This window comes from Gluconobacter sp. P1C6_b, from assembly GCF_018811945.1.
Taxonomy (GTDB): Bacteria; Pseudomonadota; Alphaproteobacteria; order Acetobacterales; family Acetobacteraceae; genus Gluconobacter.
On sequence record NZ_JACRVU010000009.1, the window covers coordinates 98,467 to 117,431 of the forward strand.

Annotated in this window: 19 protein-coding genes; 10 read left to right on the plus strand and 9 right to left on the minus strand. The window is 56.6% G+C overall.

The window, feature by feature from the left end; all coding sequences use genetic code 11:
* Positions 1–51 precede the first annotated feature (51 nt).
* Complete coding sequence (locus KP701_RS08525; protein ID WP_215746799.1) at positions 52–1,176, plus strand: site-specific integrase; 1,125 nt, start codon at positions 52–54, stop codon at positions 1,174–1,176.
* A gap of 24 nt (positions 1,177–1,200) precedes the next feature.
* On the opposite strand, the gene KP701_RS08530 is transcribed toward KP701_RS08525, so the two are convergent.
* The 3 genes from KP701_RS08530 to KP701_RS08540 form a co-directional block, all read right to left on the minus strand.
* On the minus strand, positions 1,201–1,623 hold the full coding sequence (locus tag KP701_RS08530; RefSeq protein ID WP_215746800.1) for a helix-turn-helix domain-containing protein: 423 nt from the start codon (positions 1,621–1,623) through the stop codon (positions 1,201–1,203).
* A 253-nt stretch (positions 1,624–1,876) separates the two neighbouring features.
* Positions 1,877–5,185: a MobA/MobL family protein gene (locus KP701_RS08535; protein ID WP_215746801.1), complete on the minus strand. Its 3,309-nt coding sequence runs from the start codon at positions 5,183–5,185 to the stop codon at positions 1,877–1,879.
* Between the two features lie 12 nt (positions 5,186–5,197).
* On the minus strand, positions 5,198–5,434 hold the full coding sequence (locus tag KP701_RS08540) for a hypothetical protein (protein WP_215746802.1): 237 nt from the start codon (positions 5,432–5,434) through the stop codon (positions 5,198–5,200).
* Positions 5,435–5,630: 196 nt separating this feature from the next.
* On the opposite strand from KP701_RS08540, the gene KP701_RS08545 reads away from it, so the two are divergent.
* From KP701_RS08545 to KP701_RS08565, 5 genes are all read left to right on the plus strand, one after another.
* Complete coding sequence (locus tag KP701_RS08545; RefSeq protein ID WP_215746803.1) at positions 5,631–5,978, plus strand: hypothetical protein; 348 nt, start codon at positions 5,631–5,633, stop codon at positions 5,976–5,978.
* Positions 5,979–6,064: 86 nt separating this feature from the next.
* Positions 6,065–6,466 (plus strand): hypothetical protein, encoded by a 402-nt coding sequence (locus tag KP701_RS08550; protein WP_215746804.1) that lies wholly within the window; start codon positions 6,065–6,067, stop codon positions 6,464–6,466.
* Positions 6,463–8,784: a DotA/TraY family protein gene (locus KP701_RS08555; RefSeq protein WP_215746805.1), complete on the plus strand. Its 2,322-nt coding sequence runs from the start codon at positions 6,463–6,465 to the stop codon at positions 8,782–8,784. Before KP701_RS08550 ends, KP701_RS08555 begins: the two co-directional genes overlap by 4 nt.
* Before the next feature lie 213 nt (positions 8,785–8,997).
* Positions 8,998–9,534 (plus strand): hypothetical protein, encoded by a 537-nt coding sequence (locus tag KP701_RS08560; protein ID WP_215746806.1) that lies wholly within the window; start codon positions 8,998–9,000, stop codon positions 9,532–9,534.
* The gene (locus KP701_RS08565) at positions 9,519–10,055 is read left to right on the plus strand and encodes a hypothetical protein (protein ID WP_215746807.1); all 537 of its coding nucleotides are present in this window, start codon (positions 9,519–9,521) and stop codon (positions 10,053–10,055) included. Before KP701_RS08560 ends, KP701_RS08565 begins: the two co-directional genes overlap by 16 nt.
* A 156-nt stretch (positions 10,056–10,211) precedes the next feature.
* Here KP701_RS08565 and KP701_RS08570 read toward each other — a convergent pair whose 3' ends face one another.
* Positions 10,212–11,012 carry a hypothetical protein gene (locus tag KP701_RS08570; protein WP_215746808.1) on the minus strand — a complete coding sequence of 267 codons (801 nt, stop codon included), beginning with the start codon at positions 11,010–11,012 and terminating at the stop codon, positions 10,212–10,214.
* A gap of 292 nt (positions 11,013–11,304) precedes the next feature.
* Between KP701_RS08570 and KP701_RS16560 the strand changes: the two genes are divergently transcribed.
* Positions 11,305–11,514 (plus strand): DUF2188 domain-containing protein, encoded by a 210-nt coding sequence (locus KP701_RS16560; RefSeq protein ID WP_215746809.1) that lies wholly within the window; start codon positions 11,305–11,307, stop codon positions 11,512–11,514.
* Positions 11,515–11,617: 103 nt separating this feature from the next.
* Here KP701_RS16560 and KP701_RS08580 read toward each other — a convergent pair whose 3' ends face one another.
* Genes KP701_RS08580 through KP701_RS08590 form a run of 3 tightly spaced genes read right to left on the minus strand, consistent with a single transcriptional unit; the run spans position 11,618 to position 13,373 of the window.
* Positions 11,618–12,376 (minus strand): hypothetical protein, encoded by a 759-nt coding sequence (locus KP701_RS08580; protein ID WP_215746810.1) that lies wholly within the window; start codon positions 12,374–12,376, stop codon positions 11,618–11,620.
* 41 nt (positions 12,377–12,417) lie between these two features.
* Positions 12,418–13,101 carry a recombinase family protein gene (locus tag KP701_RS08585; RefSeq protein WP_215746811.1) on the minus strand — a complete coding sequence of 228 codons (684 nt, stop codon included), beginning with the start codon at positions 13,099–13,101 and terminating at the stop codon, positions 12,418–12,420.
* Complete coding sequence (locus KP701_RS08590; RefSeq protein WP_215746812.1) at positions 13,101–13,373, minus strand: hypothetical protein; 273 nt, start codon at positions 13,371–13,373, stop codon at positions 13,101–13,103. Before KP701_RS08590 ends, KP701_RS08585 begins: the two co-directional genes overlap by 1 nt.
* 316 nt (positions 13,374–13,689) lie before the next feature.
* Between KP701_RS08590 and KP701_RS08595 the strand changes: the two genes are divergently transcribed.
* Entirely contained in the window at positions 13,690–14,310 is a 621-nt protein-coding gene (locus KP701_RS08595) for a hypothetical protein (RefSeq protein WP_215746813.1), read from the plus strand.
* Complete coding sequence (locus KP701_RS08600; protein ID WP_215746814.1) at positions 14,307–15,482, plus strand: hypothetical protein; 1,176 nt, start codon at positions 14,307–14,309, stop codon at positions 15,480–15,482. The genes KP701_RS08595 and KP701_RS08600 overlap by 4 nt, the downstream gene beginning before the upstream one ends.
* An 18-nt stretch (positions 15,483–15,500) precedes the next feature.
* Here KP701_RS08600 and KP701_RS08605 read toward each other — a convergent pair whose 3' ends face one another.
* Positions 15,501–17,225, minus strand: coding sequence for a hypothetical protein (locus tag KP701_RS08605; protein WP_215746815.1), 1,725 nt, complete (start codon positions 17,223–17,225; stop codon positions 15,501–15,503).
* A gap of 592 nt (positions 17,226–17,817) precedes the next feature.
* Positions 17,818–18,114 carry an AlpA family transcriptional regulator gene (locus KP701_RS16490; RefSeq protein ID WP_256445009.1) on the minus strand — a complete coding sequence of 99 codons (297 nt, stop codon included), beginning with the start codon at positions 18,112–18,114 and terminating at the stop codon, positions 17,818–17,820.
* A gap of 682 nt (positions 18,115–18,796) precedes the next feature.
* Between KP701_RS16490 and KP701_RS08615 the strand changes: the two genes are divergently transcribed.
* Positions 18,797–18,965, plus strand: a 169-nt coding sequence (locus tag KP701_RS08615; protein ID WP_215746824.1) for a transposase, incomplete at its 3' end; no start/stop codon positions are given.

An 18,965-nucleotide genomic window follows, 5' to 3' on the forward strand; every position in this document is an offset into this window, starting at 1 on the left:
CCAATTTGTGCCAAGGCTGGTCAGTTATCGACTGAGAGACTGGCACAAGGAATGGCACAGAGCCTCCCAAAGGGAATCACTTATCGCGGGCCGCTACAGTATCAGTGGCGCGTCCGCGCGCGTGGTGTTTACGCAAATGGCGTCAAGGACACGCTCGAAGCAGCCGTTGCTGCTCGTGAAGATGCAAGGCAGCGCATCAACGCCGGGACGTGGGATGACGGGCAGCGGCTCAGGTCGTTCACGCTCGCAAGGGGACTTGATTACTATGAAGAGCACGTCCTCCCGCACAAAGAGGGGGGCGACAAAGAGCGGTCGCGCCTGAAGACGTGGCGTGAATGGCACGGTGGAGTAAAGGGCCGGGGAGGGGACTGGCTGCAATATCCTATGTCGTCCATCATGCCGGACCAGATTCAGGCGTTTATTGACGAGCGACTGCGCGCCGGGTCCGGTGCCTCGACCATCCGGAACTGTGTTGCTGTCCTGTCTGCTGCGTTCAGAAACTGCCGGTCCCGGCTCCATCTCGATATCCCGAATCCCTGCCTCTTGGTCTCTCTGCCGCCACCGCCTCCGCCGCGACACGTCACACTCCCCGCAAGTGATGCAGTGGCTCTCCTTGCGGCGTGCCGTGAGGGGCCGGATTACCTGATTCATTGCGTCCTGATTGCGATTGAGACAGCAATGCGCGCCGGGGAAATCCGGCGCATACAAAGGTCACACATCTACAAGACGCACATTCACCTCCCGAAGACAAAGAACAGTCGCGGCGGTGTGGTCCGTGCTCGTGACGTGCCACTGACAGAAGAGGCCGAGGGCGTTATTTCTGACGCCGTGAAGGTTCTCCCGCACCGCCCTGATGATTGGCTGTTCGGCGACCCAGAGAAACGGGGTGAAGACGGCGGCTTCACTGAGAGCATGTTAAGCAATGCGTTTGCCGCCGCCGTGAAGCGTGCGCGTGGGGCGGGGCTGACGAAATCGGTCAGGTTCCATGACCTGCGACACATCGCGATTACTGAACTGGCGAAAGACCATGCGGGGGCGATGGAGCTTGCCAAACTGACAGGACACAAGACGCTCCGTGTCCTGACGGAGACGTACTATAACCCGACCCCGCTAGACCAAGCTGCCGAACTCAGGCGGCGGCGGGCAGAGAGAAAAGCGCGAGAGAAGGCGGCCTAGTGCCGCCTTCTTCGGGCTGGGGCACTAAGCCCCGGCTCTCCCCGTCAGTCCAGCACGCCGTAGGTATTTATCAACCGTGCTATACTGCCGACCGACCGCTTCCGCGATTTCCCCGCATTTGAAGCCCGCCCGGTGCCATTCTGCGATTTCTCTCTTCTCGTCCGGCGTCATGTGACGGCGCGGCTTGTGGTCGTTGACGATAAATGCCGTCACGGTGTGTCCGCCCATGGACGGCTCCGGTTCTACCTCAATGTGAACCCCTGACGCCGACCGAGCGCCCAGAATCTCCCGATACAACGCCGACTTGATGGCCTGCGGCGTCATGCCAGATGCCGCCCATTCCTCAAGTGCAGCCTCCATCCGGGGATGGCTGAACTCTGTAAATACCATACCATACGCACCGGGGTAACAGTGAATTACCTGTGCCGTGAAGCCGTTATCAATCATTGTTCTGTTATCCGCTCGTTGAATACAGATATACGATATGCCTGCACGGCAAAGACGGCAAGTTATCTAAAAGTATAGCTCGAATGACAACATTACAAACCAGAATGGATTCCATTTTATATTTATGAACAACGTCATGAATTTTCATGTCCATTTATGAATGAGGTCATGAATTCATGAACACAAAAAAGGGGGCGTTCATTTATGAACGCCCCCTTCCTGAACCAGATTTAATCCTCGTAAGGTGAAAAGGTCACTCCGGGACGACAGAAAGCCCGGTCTTCTGGGTCTGCTTGGACTTCGGACCTGCCTTGAGACGTGCCACTTCCAGCGCGTCGGCCTGCGCTTGCTGCTCACGCTGCCAGTCCTGAGCTGCTGCACGGACTGCCGAGAAATCCCTGGTTTTCAGGGCCTCAAGCGTGCCCGCGTCCCGGCTGTCCAGCGCAAGCTCAATCAGGTTTGCATCCCTGAGCGCCCGCTCTGCTTTCTGGTAATCTGGCGACCGGGCCTGACGCTCTGATTCCGCAACCAGTTCCTTGCGCTCGGCTTCGGCACCTTTGCGAGCCTGCATCATGGCGTCCTGACGGCTTTCTTTCAGGCGGTCGGCCTCGGCTTTCAGCGCCTGCGCCCGCTTCTCGGCGTCGTCTGCGGCCTTCCGGGTGCCGGGTGACAGGAAAGAGGCGTTGCCTCTGGCGGTCTTGGCCTCTTTCGCTGCCCGCGCTGCCACCTTCTCCGCTGCCCGGATGGCGGCATCTACAGCGGCCTGCCGGGGTTCAAGAAGCGCAGGCAGGCCCGGAACGTCCAGCCGCGCGGCTTCATGTGCGTAGCGTTCCCGGATTTCCGCAAGCGCCTGCCTGATTACCTGCTCGCCAGACTGTTCAGCCGGTGCCGGGCGAAGTGGAACAGGGCGGCTATCCCGAACATCATCAGGGCCATTTCCGGGAGATGTGCCCTCTCGAACGTCTGCCACGTTCCGGCCAGCATTGCCGCCGTCTGGGCCGGATGCAGGACCACTGGCAGGACCACCGAGAGGCTCATCATGACCGGGAACACGAGCCCCATGACTGTTCTGATTTTCCTGATTCTGCGCATTGCTGATTTCCTTTCGTGCCGCCCTGCGGGCCTTCCATTCGGCGATGGCCTCTTCCCGCGCTCCGGGATTGCCGTCATCAGGATTGTAGTGCGGGAACGTGCCCGAAAGCGCCTTTTCCAGTTGTTCATTCGTCAGTTTTTCCAGCCTGTCGGCCACCCTCGCCAGTTCCGGGCGGGTCCGCATATCGGCGGCGTCGAGGTCCTGCGACGGGTCGGCTGGGTCCGTGATGAAGACGGTGCGGGGTGCTACGTCTGGCAGACTATCGAGCGGCCCGTTTTCTGATATCCACGCGATGCTGACTGCCGCACCGCAGGCATCCCAAGCGCCTTTCGCCATCTGCACGGCGTGGTCAAAGTCCTCACCGCCGGACGGGTCGTCAGCATAGGCCGCTGGGTTCACCTGCTCGCCGACAAAAGACGGGAACCGCGCCATGATTTCAGCCTCGGACCGCCCTGCAAACGCATCACGGTTCGCCTGCAACCACTCTACTGACACCGCATCGCCCGTTTTCAGGACTACAGCCGGAACGCGGAAGGTCGGCGGCGGTGAATCTGGCGCAAGTCTCAATAGGTCTTCCGTTGTGATTTCCTCTGCCTGCTCATGCCTCATGAGCACTTCATCCGCCGCGACATCTTCTGCATGGCGCTTCAGGAAATCAGGGTCTGCGTCCGGCTCATAACCATCATCTGTGTCCGCGGGCCTCGGGTCTTCCGGTTCGTCCAGGGCGACAGCCCTAGACGGACTGTCCGGGACTTCTGGTTCCGTGATTTCCTCGACCGGGGCCTTGATTTCCGGCACTATCTCATTCACCGGGGCTTCAATGGGCCTGATGGCGTTCGTATTCTCGAATGTCGCCAGACGCTCGGCAAGTGCAGCGTCAAGCCGCTTCTGGGCCTCACGCGACAGTTTCCAGTCATGAGAAACGGGCGGTTCCAGAAGACTCAGGGCAATAGCCACTTCATCGCGGTAAGCCGGGGTTCCGGTCAACTGAACATTCGACCAGCCATGAAGGACAGCGGCCTGCGCCAACTGTGCCGCCGTCTCCGGGGATGGGTCGCGGGGGCTGACAATCCGGTCCCCGAAATCCTCAAAAACGTCGCCCGTATGCAGTTCTATCGTCGCCACGCCACGGTTGCGGTCGATACGGATTTTCGAAATGGCCGCGACCTGTTCAGGCGTCAGTGACGATTCAGAAATCTTATAGTGGCCTGCGAGAAGACGGGCACGGAACCGGCTCTCCCTGTCCCAGCCGTCACTTTCCGGCATGTCGTCCGGGTCGTCCTGCGGTGCATCAGGTGCAGGCGGGGCGTCACTGTCAGCGATTTCCGGCGTCGGCTCCGGTGCCCAGCGAATGGCGTTTGCCTCGTCGTCAGGACGCTCAAACCTCCATCCCCTGTCATCTCGTCTGCGGCCTTGGACGTAATCAATGTAATCATGAAGGCTGAAAATGTCCCCGGCCTTCTTGCCTTCTTCGACCTGCCGGGCTTTCCAGCGGTCGTAAGACCTTCGGGCCGATGCTTTCAGGTGGTCGGGCAATGCTGCGTATCCGTCCGCGCCTGCCATCCATCCAGTTTTCTTTCTCGCCATCGTGTGCGCTCCTCTCTCTGGGAGCCGCTGGCGGGCCTCCTCTGCAATGAGCGCTTCAAGGCGCACAATCTCGGCAGACAGCCCGTCAACGGCTCTCTGTGATTCTCGTGCCTGACGATGCAAGGCACGGTGATTATCGAGAGAAATTATGCCGGGCGCGGGTGCCTCGGGATGGCGTCTGGTGTGCTCGATATCCGCCCGGCTGACGGTCGGCTCCGGTGGCAGCGCGTCGGGTCCGTCAAGTTCTTCATTTGACCTGATGCGCAAGCGGATATTGTACCCGTTTTCTTCAAGCCATTTGTTGCCCCGGTCTTCAAATTGGGCACGCATAACCCTGCCCTTGCCAGCCATGAAAAGGGCGTTCCAGTCCCGCGCCTTTTTCCGGTCAAACGTACCGTCCGGATTCATCCGGCGCATAGTCAGCAAAGCGTGGACATGCCTGTTCTCGCCGCCATCTCGTGAAATGGCGTTGTGACAGTCGAAGTGAACCGCCATTCCGGTATCAATCAGCGGCTTGAAAACGTGGGCAATATATTTGCGGTGATATTGAACCGGCAGACCGCGTGGAATGCCAAAGAGAACCTGCCTTGCAACCTGCCCATTTGCCTGCCGCTCCATGGCCTCGGCTTCACGCCAAAATTGCGCCGGGTCGGTCAGGTTTTCGGTGGGTGTGACGTGCTCAGGAAATAGAGAAAAATGGTCATAATGCTCGGCCCGTTTGCGCGTGAAATCAAACGTCTGGTCTGTCAGCCGGTCGGGTATCCGCCCGCATAGATTATATGCCGCGCATTTCAACACCGCACCGACCGACGCGATACCGAAATTCAGAGCAATCCGCCTGTCGTCAACCTCCTGCGTTGCTGATGCAAAAACGGCTTCCATGGGTCATCACCATTAGCCCTGCACAATGTGCCCGCGCCGGACTTGATAGCTCAGAATGGCAGTGCCGCCATAAACGCCCATCGGAAGGGCCAGAGCACCAATGAGCGCCGTGCCTGATGCAACGCCAGCGCAAAGCCCCATCAGAACGAACGCCGCCGGGAGCCATGAGAGCACTTTCAGCACTTTAACGCGCATGGGCTCACGGAATTCAGCGACGATGGCGGGATTGCGAAGGCGATATTGGGACATTGCAGACCTCTTACGAGTAACGCTCACGCAGTGAGTGTATATACGAGCATATCCATGCCGTCAGGGCATGGAATAGATGACCTTCTTATAGCACATGCGGTCACATACTGTGAAAGATTTCTTCCGAAAATCGTGATTTCTTTCAGGTAGTTAGCCTACCATTGACCCTGAAAATGCAACATTTCAGGGGGTCAAAATGACTGACACAAATTCACTCGAAAACGAACTCAAAAGAGCGCAGGAACGCATCAGGCGGGAGCGGCTGGCGGTCCAGAAAATCAAGCGTGCGATGGCCCGCAGGGAGACTGCCGAAAAACGGAAAATCGAGGCTCAGGCCCTGTGTGCTCTGGGCCGGGGCGTTGTCGCGTTTTGTGAAGAAAACGGCAGCCCGGACGCGCGGACCGCTCTGGTGGATTTCCTGCTCTCGTATGTGACCCGCGCCAGTGACCAAGACGCCATTATTTCCACGCTCGAAGGCAAGCGGATTTCTGCGGCCTTCCGTGCGCCTGAGCCTGCCTTCCCACCTGTTGAAGTTGTGGGCTGAAAGGGAGTGACGACATGCGATTCAATCTCGGATTTCTTACCGGCGCGGACGATATTTCAGCGTCACTGGGTGCACTAAAAAGGCAAGTGACAGGTCCTGTTTTCCGGCTGCGGACGCTCTGGCGTGGCGACGGCAAGAAAGCGCCCATTTCCAGCACCATCACGGACCCAGCGGAACGGTTCCGGGCTGTCGCTGATTTCTACCGTGTCAGCGGTGTGGAAATTGACCGCCGGGTGCGTGTGACAGCGGCGTGCTTCTGGCTGGCTTTTTTGCCGTCTTTGCCGCTCGCGGTCGGCACTCTCACTTTTGCGCTTACGGAGCATATTTATAGTGCCGCTCTGCTGTGTGCGTCCTGTGCGCTCGCATGCACGTCGCAGGCTCTGAAATGTGGGCTTGCAAACTACCAGTTCCGGACCCGCACCCTGTCGTCATTCCGGGACTACTGGCGCACCGATTTGCTGCCGAGATTCAGGAGTGACAGGTCATGAAGAAAATCCTCTTCCTTGCTGCGCTCCTGCTCGTCTTCCCGGCGCTTGCTCATGCAACCACAATAACGGCAGACGAGGCGACATGCAGCGCGTCGGGTTCTGTAATTACGCAAACCCTTGCCGTGCCCTGCGCATCGGACTGGTGGCGGCAAAGTCTGGAACTCCTGTTTCCGGGCGTCGGTCCTCTCTCGTCGTCCGGCACGTCGCAAGCCGCTCAGGGTCTGTTTGCTGCCTCGGGGTCTTTCCTTGCCGTACTCGCTGCCGTGGCTGTCGGCGCGCTTTCATGGCACGCGATTTCCGGGACCGTGGCGACCGCTCATGAAGGCGTTATTCTGGGACAGAAATGGCATACGGTCTGGGCACCCCTGCGCCTGTGCTTCGGTTTCGGCATGCTCGCCCCGACTGCAAAAGGCGTGTGTCTGGCGCAAATCCTTGTTGTGTATGTCGCCCTGTATGGCGGAAGTCTGGGAAATCTCGTCTGGACTTCATACGCAACCGGGCTTGTAACACCTACCCTGAACGCGCCGCCCCTGCCTGCGACTGGCGCTCTGGTGCGTGATTTCACGGAAGCGGAGTTGTGCCGTCAGTCACTGCTTGCAAACAACAGTCTGGCGGGGCCACTGTTCAACCTGCCTGCGTCGATGCCGAGTGCGACGGTCGGCGGCACGACTGGTGAGAATATCTCCGTCAGCCTTGGCAATCTGTATAACGCAATCAGCGCCCGCTTTACTGGCGGAAACCTGACCTCATCGTCTCAAACAAATCGCCATATTGTCACATGGAATTACGGTGTCTGTGGGCAGATTTCCGGGACGTTTGCCATTGGCTCCGGCGGTGACGACAAAGCAACGCAGTTCGACAAGGCGCGGCTTGCGGCAATTGAAGAAGCCCGCGACGCCATCAGCACGGGCGTGGCGGATTTCCTTGATTACCGGACGAACCCGGTAAATCATCAGGGCGACATCAAAGCAGGGATTCCACAGGTTTCCGGGGCAGCGTTCACGAAATCAATCAGTGACGCGAAGTCCGCTCTGGATACGGAGTTCACGGCGGCGGCTCAGGTTCTCGTGGACGTTCAGGGTGGGTCTGACAGTGCTGTCGCCTCATTCCTGAATGATACGAACAAATACGGATGGCTTACGGCAGGCATGTTTTATATGGCCTCGGCCCGGCTTCAGTCTGCGGCGTCCATGCTGGCGTCTGATATCCCGCAAGTCAGCCTCCCGCCGATGGCCGACACTGACAAAAGCGGTCACATTGACCTGAAAACTTGGGGATACGCCGGGGATTACGTCAGGGCCGGTGAAGCCGTTCTTCAGCCGTTGACGGTCCAGTGGAACGCCACGGACGACACTGCGGACCTGAGGAATGCCGCTCTGGCTGGCAGCACTCAGGGCAGCACGGCAAGCCTGCACGGTGTCCAGAAATGGCTGTTTTCCAAAGTTTTCAGTCTTGGTGACAAATATCTCGTCGGCATCAACCCGGCGAACGGGTCGCCCATCCAGCAACTCACGAATTTCGGGAACGATTTGCTGAACCTGATTTCCCTCGTTGTCCTTGGGGGCGCGGCTGCGGGCACGATGCTGGGTGGCCCTGCTGGTGCTGCGGCTCTGGCGTCTGCGGTCGCATCGGGGCCGCTGTCATGGCTCGGGATTATCGTCGGAATGCTGCTTCTGGTCGGCATTGAGCACGCTTATCTGATTCCGATGATGCCATTCATTGAGTTCACGTTCGCCGCAATCGGGATTCTGATTACCGTCGCGGAAGCGTTTGTGGTGCTGCCGGTTTGGGGCTTTCAACACATCAGGATGGACGGCGGCGAGTTCGTGAATCAGGAACAGCGCTCCGGTTATCTGCTGCTACTGTCCCTGTTTTTGCGGATTCCGCTCACTATTTTCGGTCTCGTCCTGTCGCTGTCTGTCATGAACGCCGGTGTCTGGCTGGTGTCCCGGACGTTTTCTGTCGCTGCTCTATCGGGAACTGCGGATAGTGGAGCCGGGCCGATTGGTGCGGTCGTGATGCTGGTCATTGAAGCGTGGATGGTGTGGAAAATCACGACTGCAAGCCTGCGCTTGATGACGACGACACCCGAACTGGCGGCTAAAATGCTCGGCTGGACGTTGGACAGTCTGCGGACTGATGGCCCGTCCCATTTCGTCGGCGGGGTCGTATCCAAAACTACCGGCGGCGTCGGCCAGTCCGCTGCCAAGGCAAGCCAGAAAGCCGGGAAAGAGGCGAAGCCCCCTGACGCCGGGGGCAGCATGTCCGGGCAGGCTGGCGGGGATATCGCGCCGACAACCGAAAAGCCCGCGTCCTGACCTGTGCCACGCGGGGCGGTTTGCCGTCCTGATGGTGCCCTCGCGAGACCTGCGTCCTGGTCGATTTAGACCAAGGCGACAGGGCGAGCCGATACCGGCTTGATACCGTGATGATGACGGTATCACTCCCCGATAAAATGATGATTTCCCATACGGATGACCGGCCTGCGAGGGTACAATTCCCTTGGGAAAACCAAGGAAAAAGGGGGCGTCATGACCCAAAAATACGAAATGAAGCCTGCACGCGGGCGGCCTCTTTCATCACGTATTCGGAGACCGCGAAATCTGTTCGATGCGGCGACTGGAAGTTACGTCCTCGCGCCCTATGTGCCCCTGACCGCCCGGCGCATTCTGGTCGGGTCGGACGCTCTGGCTCGGATTGAGTCTGTCGCTCCCGGTGATTTCTATGCAGAGCAGCCGGGAGACGTGTGGTTTGAGTTTTCCTCTGAGAAGGCCGCGCTCCTGCTCGTCCAGTGCCGCGCTTCAACCGGCGAAAGCTGGATTGCGCCGCGCCTGTTTCACGACACCGGGGCGGGTGACATCGGCCTTGTTGCTGACCAGATTGCCATCAAGCCGGGCGGCGGACTGTCGGCTGCAAGCACGGAAGCCACATGGCGGGCGGGAGCATTAGACAGGCCGAGCATGGTGGCGAGGGCGCGCCAACTTCTGCGAGCCATGGCGGACCCGTCACAATTCATGATTGTTGAGCATCCCGGCGGCTGGGGGGAAATCGTATGCTTGATTCACTGAAAAATGGCCCGCTGCCGCTGCTGTATCCGTGCGCCATGCCGGGGATGGTCGAGGCCGTCCAGAAGGCAGCCCGGATGGCATCTGCATCCCGCACATTCGACCGTGAGGCCGTGGGCAGGGTGCGGGGGACGGGGCGGACCCGGCATGAATGGCGGATTCCTGCCGGGTCCGGAGTGCTATATCTCGAAATCTGGGCTGACGATGTGATGTGCAGGCCGCACGCCATCGGTGTTCTGTTCCACCGCGATTCCGGTGATTGCGCTGTCAGCGTCGGCAAAGGCTGGCCGGGTGATGACCCTGAAGTCCTCCCCGCTCTGCTCACGATATCAGGCGGCGGTCAGGTCGAAATGAAGACACCCAAGTCCGTCAGGACAGCGGTCGAGCGGACAGCCCGCGACCTGATTGCGGACGTGCTGCGGGCTCTGGATGCAGTAGCGCGGGAAGAAGCTGGGGAAGACCTGCCGCCGGAAGATGGTGATTTTCCTGTGGAACTGGACGAACTGGCTGACCTGCTGTCGTAGGCTCAGGCGGTAGCGTTATCCCTGCATTCCAGCCCGCAAGGGCCGTAGCGAAGCGGAGCATATCCCCAGCGGCGGAAGGGCGGCTTCAGGGTCGAGCCAAGGAAGCCGCTGGGGATATGTGCGTATGCGGGGGTAACGCGGTCAATCTTTGCAGTTTCACTGCGGGCCAACAGGGCCAGACCGAAACCAGCCATTATCTAAAGATAGATTTTTTGGAATGTGCTCATTCGTCATTGCACATATGACGAAAAATATCTGCGGCTTATTGAACTGTAGAATTCCATAAAACCCGCCATCTACGGCATAGTATCTATAAAAAAACTGATTAGAAATATTATGGCCTGTCTGCTTTATTTCAGGTATACCGCTCAACCTAGAAATTATTCCATGAAATTTTTCTTCTCTAATGGCAGCATGAGGGAGCCTATTCGCGAACACCTCACCGCTGAACACTTGGTGATTGTGCTTAAAGTAGAGCGTCTGTCCGAACCAGACGCACATTTTGTTAAGCAGCCTCATGGCTTCTGGACCGAATTCGACAGCCTGCCACCCATTCATACCATTGGCCCAGACTGCATCTGAGCCGCCTAGCGCCTGCCTCAGAAAGCGTTTTGAGCGGGTGGGAGAAAGCGCCTCCAGTTCATGAAGAAGCTGCGGATGATTGTTTCGTGCCGCCCGTAAATGTCTTCGGAATTCTGAATTTTCGCCATCAACTTCCCAATCGAGCATACTAACCAGAAAGCCAAGGGCCTGCTCATCAGAGCTCTTGCCCGCATTACATGCAGAGCAAGCAGGATACATATAGCCTTCTGGGAACTGTCGTTTTAGGAAAAAATCCCGTGGCGGGAAGTGGTCTACTGTCAAAGACTCCGCACTGCCACAATAAACGCAGCGCTGGTTTTCGGGCAGAGCAAGAAACGCCTTCTTGCCCATCTGCGTGCGTTTGGCTTCACCCATGGTCTCGATTGTCCAATCGTAATGATGCACTAGAACGATATGGGATTATCTCAGGGGAGCAAACACTTGCTTCAGTTACTGCTTTCATTTTCTGCCGTCCCCCGGCGGGAGGGGCGGAAATGCTGGCAGATGTGCTGCGGACGCTGGATGCGGGGGTAACGCCGTCGGCGGGCATCTTAGAATCACCAGTTAATGCCATGTTAATATTTTTGTTGCAGGACTCGGATTTACATCAATATGTTGGGCCTGCCTGCGTGTTCAGGCACAACATATTGATTTATAGGTGATGGTTATGTCGAACAAAGATGACTTGTTTGTTGAACGCCGCCCTGAGGGCGATTTTGCTGTACGCCGCCCCAATTCCGAGAGAGCTAGTGTGGTCACGTCCTCACAAGGAGAAGCAATCGAATGGGCACAAGGTCATTCGAATGGTGGCACTGTCCACGTAGAGCGCGTGCGGCATACTGAGAACGGCTCGCCCGACAAATGGCGTAAACCGTGATATTCTGACCTCTAAATGGGTAGTATAGCTGCCGGGCGAAGGCCTAGTACAAAAGCCAGCCTTCGCCCCGCATCTATGAATTAATTATTCAAACTTTTTCTACCTAAAAAACTGTCTGCTCTTTTCCGGCTGTCTGGCTGCACTGGTAATAAAACAGGGCAATATCGTCCAAGGCGCGCTCCTGACTATCCAGATAGCGCCGGATTTCCACCTGCTCTGGTGTCGGCTCTGGGTCCGCGCTCAAGGACATAAGTTCGTCCAAGCCGATAGGGCGAATGGCATGATTCAGGGCCGCAAGGAACTCGGCATCGTCAAGGCCAAGTTTTTTCATCAGTTCGTCGTGCGCTCTAATTAGATTCACAATCACCCGGACCCGCCCCTCATCGGCCGCGTACTTACGGACAACCGGCGCAAAGTAAACACGTTCTGACCACACGACATAGTGCCTTGCGGCCAAAACATCCCTTGCGAACCAATCCGCCGGAACCTCTCCTTTAATAAGCCGGACGCGCCCGATACGTGCATCAAGGTTTGGCTTCACCTGCCTTTTCTGTTCAACCACCTTTTCTACTGGCTTTTCTCCTCTGCGGGCCTCCACTATTTTTTTCATCAGTTCGACCGCGTCCCTGACAGCCCGCTTGAACCTCCTTGTTTCCTCGCCCCTTGAGTTCAGGTCTTCGTAATACTCCTCGTGAATCTCAATGATGTTCCTCCCCCTTGCCGTGACGAATTTTCCGTCTGTCGTTTCGACAACCCGGATGGTTTGCGGCCTTCTCCACCGGCCGCCACCGGATGACGATGTTGATACAACTTGAATGATGTTTCCGTTGTCGAGTTTGCATGTTCCGTAGACCGTAGCCATTGGTGGCCTCCTGTGTTTATGATTTGTTCCGTGTGATTGCGTCAGGCTGCCTGCCGGGATTCCAGCGCCGCCATCATTTCATTCGCCCTCCGCAGGCGCTCCCGGTCTTCCGGCTTTTTGAAATCGAAATCATCCAGCACTGCCTCCCGGCCCGCCGCTGCTCTCTGAGCAACACCCCGGCTGACGTTAAAAAGCCGCTGGATTTCCGTGATGGATTTGCCCTCGACTTTCATCTGGCGCGCGTGCTCACGCTGGCGGCTGGTCAGTGTTGGTCGGCGACCACCACCGACGCCCTGACGCCCGGTCTGCTTGCGCTTCTCGCGTGCGTCTTCCAGCCCTGCCGCCTGCCGCTCGGCCCTGAGTTCAGTTTCCAGTTCCGCCACGGCGAGAAGTGCCGAGAACAGGAACCGGCCTTCGGTTGTCCGAGTGTCCACGCCGCCGGTTATCGTCGTGATGTGCGCGTCGTAGTCAGCCCGAAGCCTCGCGGCAATCTGGGCACATTCAAGGAACGACCGACCCAGACGGTCGACTTTCCAGCACGTCACCGTGTCGCCCGGCTGGATTGCGGACAGGAGCGCATTCAGGCCGGGCCGGTCCACAATGCGACCGGTCGATTTATCCTGAAAAATCCTGTCTTTCGGGATTCCTGCTGCACGCAGGGCTTTCACCTGCGGCGCAATATTTTGCCGGGGCGTCGAAACGCGGGCGTATCCGTAAACGGTCATCAGGCGACCTCCTGGAGAACGCGAAGGGAAGCGCCACGCAAGCCAACGGCCTGCCGGGCTTCATCACCGGCGCATTCATCGAAATCACACGCGACGTGATGGATGTCCGGGATGACAAGGATATCCCCCGGTTCCATCTGGCTGACCATGTTTGCCAGATGCGGCTCGCTCTCAATGTCGGTGGGTACGTCGTCGTCCGAAACAAAGGTGATGATGTCACAACCCTCGCGGCTCATCTCCTGATGAAGTTTCCATGCGCCTGCGCCCGCCATGCCGCGAACGTATCCGTAAATAGCCATATTGCCCCCTGAAGTTACGGTACAGAAAACGATACGCCAGACGACAATTTCCCTCTGACTTGATATCATTATACCAAATTCTATAGAAATTGGTACGATTACATCAAATTAGTACTGATATTTATTTTGACATTCATGAATTTTATTATTGAATCTTGCAAATTGATTGGTTCTATGAGTTATCCACATTTGGTCCATACCTATGTGGCTGGGAGACTTAGAGGGAACCAAGGTCTCTCCCTTTCTATGTTTTTCTGTTACAGGTAGCTCACGGCATACAGGAGCACTCATGCAAGCACATGAATACGCGATAATAAATACTAGCCGCACGGATGTGGGCTACCGGCTTGGTATACCAGTGACCGCGTTGACCGTGACGATATTTACAGTACTCGGTCTCTTGGAGCTTTTTCTCGACCCGATTTTCCCGAAGATTAGCCAAAATATCCAGCGCGCCGCAACATTAATTACAGCTGCTCTTATTTACTCAATAGTTAGCTGGATTTTCAGAAATTTTGCCTGGAAGTGGAAAAGGGTTCCGGGAATCCTAAAGATGGCAAATCTCAATGGACGATGGGAAGTAAAAGGCTCTGCCTTAAGCGAAAAAAATGAGGATTGGTCTGGAATTATTACAATAACTCAGGATTACGAAAAAATATCCATCGCACTGGAGGCAGGTAACAGCAATTCGTTTAGTAGCGCCGCATCGATGTTCCTGCTCCCGTCCGGACAATTGCGCTTACAGTATATTTACGAAAATACACCTAAGCCCGGAAGTGGCGAAATATATTATCATATTGGCTGTTGTGAATTGCTTTTCGACAAAGATATTCTGAATGCAAGCGGACATTACTTCACAAAAGAACGCGCGAGTTCGGGGGGGATGGTAGTGAAGAGGTTATTCCAATGAGTACCAACTATGCCAATAAACTACACAGCCTCCAAGCGCGTCGAACCGGTGGCACAGGTGGCGCCAGATTGCTTTCCAAACACATGGCAATGGATAGCAGGGTTTACGCAGATTCGGTGTCAACTCGTGACAGCCTTGCTACCGAAAGTTATCAAGTAAGAGCTGGAAACAAATCTGCGACCAGCTTTGCATTGGGGGCAATGCAGGAGGTTGAAAAACGATTTACAGATGCTGCGCTGGCCGAGGCCGACCGAGTAAAGCGATATCTCCAAGGGAAGCTCAGGAGTCGGTTAAAAGCAGAATTCGAGCTTCAAGGGTCGGTGCCAATGAACCTACATATAGAAGGCATCAGCGACGTAGACCTATTGTGCTTGCGAACCGATTATCGAACATACTCACCAAAAGGTGAGAGCGCAAAAGCCGGAAAGTATGGAAGTTGGCCAGCTGAACTCGAAGGCGTCGAACCTGCGGACTGGCTTTTAGAGCTTCGGGCTGATGCCGAGCGTCACCTCGTTGAATGCTACGGAGAAAGTAGCGTAAATACAAAATCAAATAAGTCGATTGGCTTATCAGGTCCTAGCTTTTCGGTTAAAGTAGATGTCGTCCCGGCTCACTGGTACCATGGCGTAGAGTACCAGAGGTCCAAAGATGAAAGCGATAAAGGGGTCAGCATTTACGTTCTAAATGAGCACAAGACCGTGACGAATTATCCATTTCGATATATGCGCGAAGTAAAATCCGTTGATGACCAATCAAATGGGGGCATTAAATCGTCAATTCGTCTTCTAAAAAACTTGCGGGCAGATTCAGATGCTAAAGGTGATATACGCTTGTTAAGCAGCTACGATATAGCCGCTCTGGTTTATCATCTTGACCCTCAGCAACTATTCCTCAACGAAGGCAGTGAGCTTCGTGTGATGGCCCGGCTGGAGCAGCGGCTAGCGGCCCTTTGCCACGATGAGGCTGCTCTTATGAAACTAAGAACGCCTGATGACACTCGCTACATCATCAACGCAAGAGAGAAAGTTGCCGAAATAAAAATAATTATACAGGAGCTAAAGGGCCTCAATGAAATGGTAGCAGAAGAAAATGACGCTTCATACGCGCGGAAATCGCATTTCGCGCAAGATGCGGGTGAGATTCTTACAAACACCCGCATCCCGCTCGTTTAACTGGTTGCTGCTGCTTTCTCAGGTCTCCTGAACGGCAATCCGGGACGCATATTCCGCTTTCTGGTCTTCGATTGCCTGTCTCCACGCGGCCTCTTCGTCCACCGGGTAGGCCTGCGGGGCTGGCTCCGGCGCGGACTTCGGGGGCCTTGGCGTCAGGGTCAGACGTGCGGACCGGGTGGCCTGGGCGGGTGCGGGCGGATTCAGCGTGTCGGCCAGTAGCCGGGCGGCCTGTGCTTGCCAGTCGGCCACCACTTCCGGTGGTAGTCCGCCATTGTCGCCGTCCTGTGGTGTGTCCAGACCACGGATGCGGCGGACAGATGACAGGAACCTGTGGGTCCGTCTTGCGCTCTCGATGACCTCCTTCATGACCAGTCTGACAGCTGTGGCCGTCATGGGGCGGTCTCTGATTACTCTGGTGACTCCGGGCAGGTATCCCATGGCTGTGTTCAGGGCTTCGGCGACCCTCTGGGTGTTAGTCTCCATCAGGTGAATGACGGCAGAGGGATGGATGACAGGAAGGTTTACGGAGATACCATAAGACGGTGTAGACGTGCCGAGGCCAGCCAGCCATTCAGCCAGTGCCTGCCGCGTGTCCTCATTCTGGCGGCGCAGGACCACCGCAAGGCCATCATCGGCAAGATACCGCGCCCGCCTGACATCTTCTGACAGGTCACATGACGCCAGAGCGTCGGGATTCAGGTTCACGCCGTCAGGGTGCGCAATAACGACATTTGTTCGTACCTCGAAACCATCCGAACGGTGATTCACGAGTGCGCGGGCATGAGGCTGATAGTCACCAGTCCGTGGGCCTCTGGTGCCTTTGGCGACCAGTTCGACGCCGTGCCCGACAAATTTTGACCTCTGGCCGCTGCGGCTCAGGTCAGCGCGAAACCGGCGGAAATCCCCGCGTGGATTGTAGAAATCACTCCCGACTGTCTGACGATGATATTCCGCCAGCGCATCGGGGTCGAGTTCGTCCGGCTCGCCGTCTTCCGCCTTCGTTTTTCCTGCTGCGTACCACGCCGCCCATTCGGCGTCTTCGTCGTCGTACTGGTCGAGTTCGGGGACGTAGATAGTGAAGCCACGGTCGATGAAGTGGCGTTCCAGCCGCTCCCGGACGAACTGCCAGTCTTCAACCGAAAGCCCGGCCCGGTTGATATCAATGCCGACGTGATAATGTCTTTTTACAGTCCAGCCGCTGTCCGCAAATACGTCATGAGTGCCGATATACAACGGAAGGATAATACCACGCAGGATTCTGATTCTGTGCTCTGCGTCGTACAGTGCCGCCGCCATGGCGCTGTAGACGCGCCTGCCATCCTCTCGCAAATCATAAACATCATGCACGCCCGATGGGTGTGTCCGGTGTCCCACCGCTGTCAGCCTGAGCATGATGTGCTGGTGATTTCGGCGCTCTGTTCGGCGCTCGGTCGTGTACGTTTTGAATTCCTTGCGCCAAAACGTTGCGTCCGTGTTCCTGACGGTCTGGAACAACCGGGAGCGCCTGAGCAATGCCGCCGCCGGGATTTTTGAAGGGCACATCGTAACGGATGCGATATCATGCAGGCTTGCCGGATTTCCGAACAAGTCGAGTTCCGTAGCCTGAAGAATCTTTGAGGCAAGCCCAACGTCCTGCTGCAATACCTCGTCCCGGCCCGCGACTGCCTCGGCGTCGGGCATGGGCAGACGGAGCCGTTCCCGGTCCTCCACGTCTTCCCAGAATTGCCGCCTGTCGCCAGTCATAAAAAAACACCCACCGTCTGCGATGAGTGTTGAAAACCGGGCCAGAGGCGGGGTAACTTAACTCATCGCGTGTCGTTGCGAACCAAGCCCGTTTCCCGGTCACTGCCTCTGCAAAAGGCTATCGGGGGCGGGCTTTTCTATATTGAACAGTTTCAGGATGGCGGATTTCAACGTTCCTGAACTGTTCCGCTGCTTTTTCCATGATTTCCGGGGTTGCATGGTCAGCCAGGGCGATTAGCCCTAGCCTGACCCTGCGGGCCAACATTGGGCCGCACTTGGTAGTCCCGGCCCATGCCAGATAATCAAAACCTCATTCGGCCTGCCGTTTTGGCCTTCCTCGCGATAGATTTCATTGTGGCGTATCGCGGGTCGGCAATGACGTTAAACTGTCTGCCTCGACTGTCCGTAACCAAAAACTCCCATGCGTGAATCTCACCCCTGCCGCTGCACCACACGGGGTCATTGACGATTGTGAAATTCATTCCGTCACAATCGAAATCGGCAAGGTCGCCTGCCCTTTTCCGGAGTTTCTCCATACCTGTCATGCTCGTTCCCCTTGGTTCGTTTGCGTTTTTTCTCTGTAGTGATTGCGTCAGGCGGCCGCACGCAAGCGGGCGGCTTGCTCGGCTTTCGTCGGGCGGCCACGGCGGCAGGAGGCGCGGGCACACCCGGACGCTGCGGCCATATCGTCAAGCCATTTTTCTAGGTCGGCAGGGCGATAGACGACGCGGCGTCCGATGCGCAAGAACGCCGGTCCGGGGGGGAGGGGCGTGTCCTTGGATGACCGGCGGCGGGGCCCGTTAATGCGCAGGCGATACAGGTAATCAGCGCTCAACCCGAGGCGGTCAGCGGCTTGCTTCTCATCAATGAGGATGGGGGCGTCTGTCATGTGTCACATCGTTTCTCGATACACCTCTCCCGTTGACGGAAAAGGCAGATTAAAGAAACGCGGCACAAGCCCGCAGCGTAGAGGCACGGCCCCACAAGGTCGGAGACGATGCGTCAACGCTGGCACAACTCGGTATAGGGTGTCAAGCGTGCAGGGCGGGGATGGAAACTCCCTCTATCTGTGCCATTCCTTGTGCCATTTTGTGCCAATCGAAGACCGGATTGTGCCAATTCTAACCGATTCATGCCACTGCATGCCGACAATAAGTCATTGATAATAAAAGAAATGGTAGTTTTCTGCGGGTAAAATCGCGGACTGTAAATCCGCTGGCGTACGCCTACGTTGGTTCGAATCCAACTCTCTCCACCAGGTCCCCTCATTTTTCTCATAAAAATCAATTACTTAGTGGTTGGAGCGTCGATCTGACCCATGTTGAAACCCACGTTAAAGTCTGGGTTTTAGAGAGATGTATGGGTACGTCTGGGAACAATCGACCGTTTTGTCGCAGAAAGTGTCCATGCCCAGATTGTAGGCAAAAATCTATTTTCTCTTTCTCAAATCGCCTTGGTAATCGCCAGAATGGCTTTGATCCTATCTAGGTTGAGTTGACAAAAGATCTATACGATCTGCCTGAGATCTGATTCACTTCCTGTCTGTGGGGTCAGGAGCAGAGAGAACAGGCATGGCACGAGGCGATCTGACGGATCATGAATGGGCGGTGATTGGCCCGCTTCTGCCTTCTGAGCGTGGACGTTGGGCCCGTCCAGCCGGAGACAACCGCCTGTTTCTCAATGGCATGCTGCATGTTCTGCGGACCGGCTGTCCCTGGCGTGACATGCATGAACGCTACG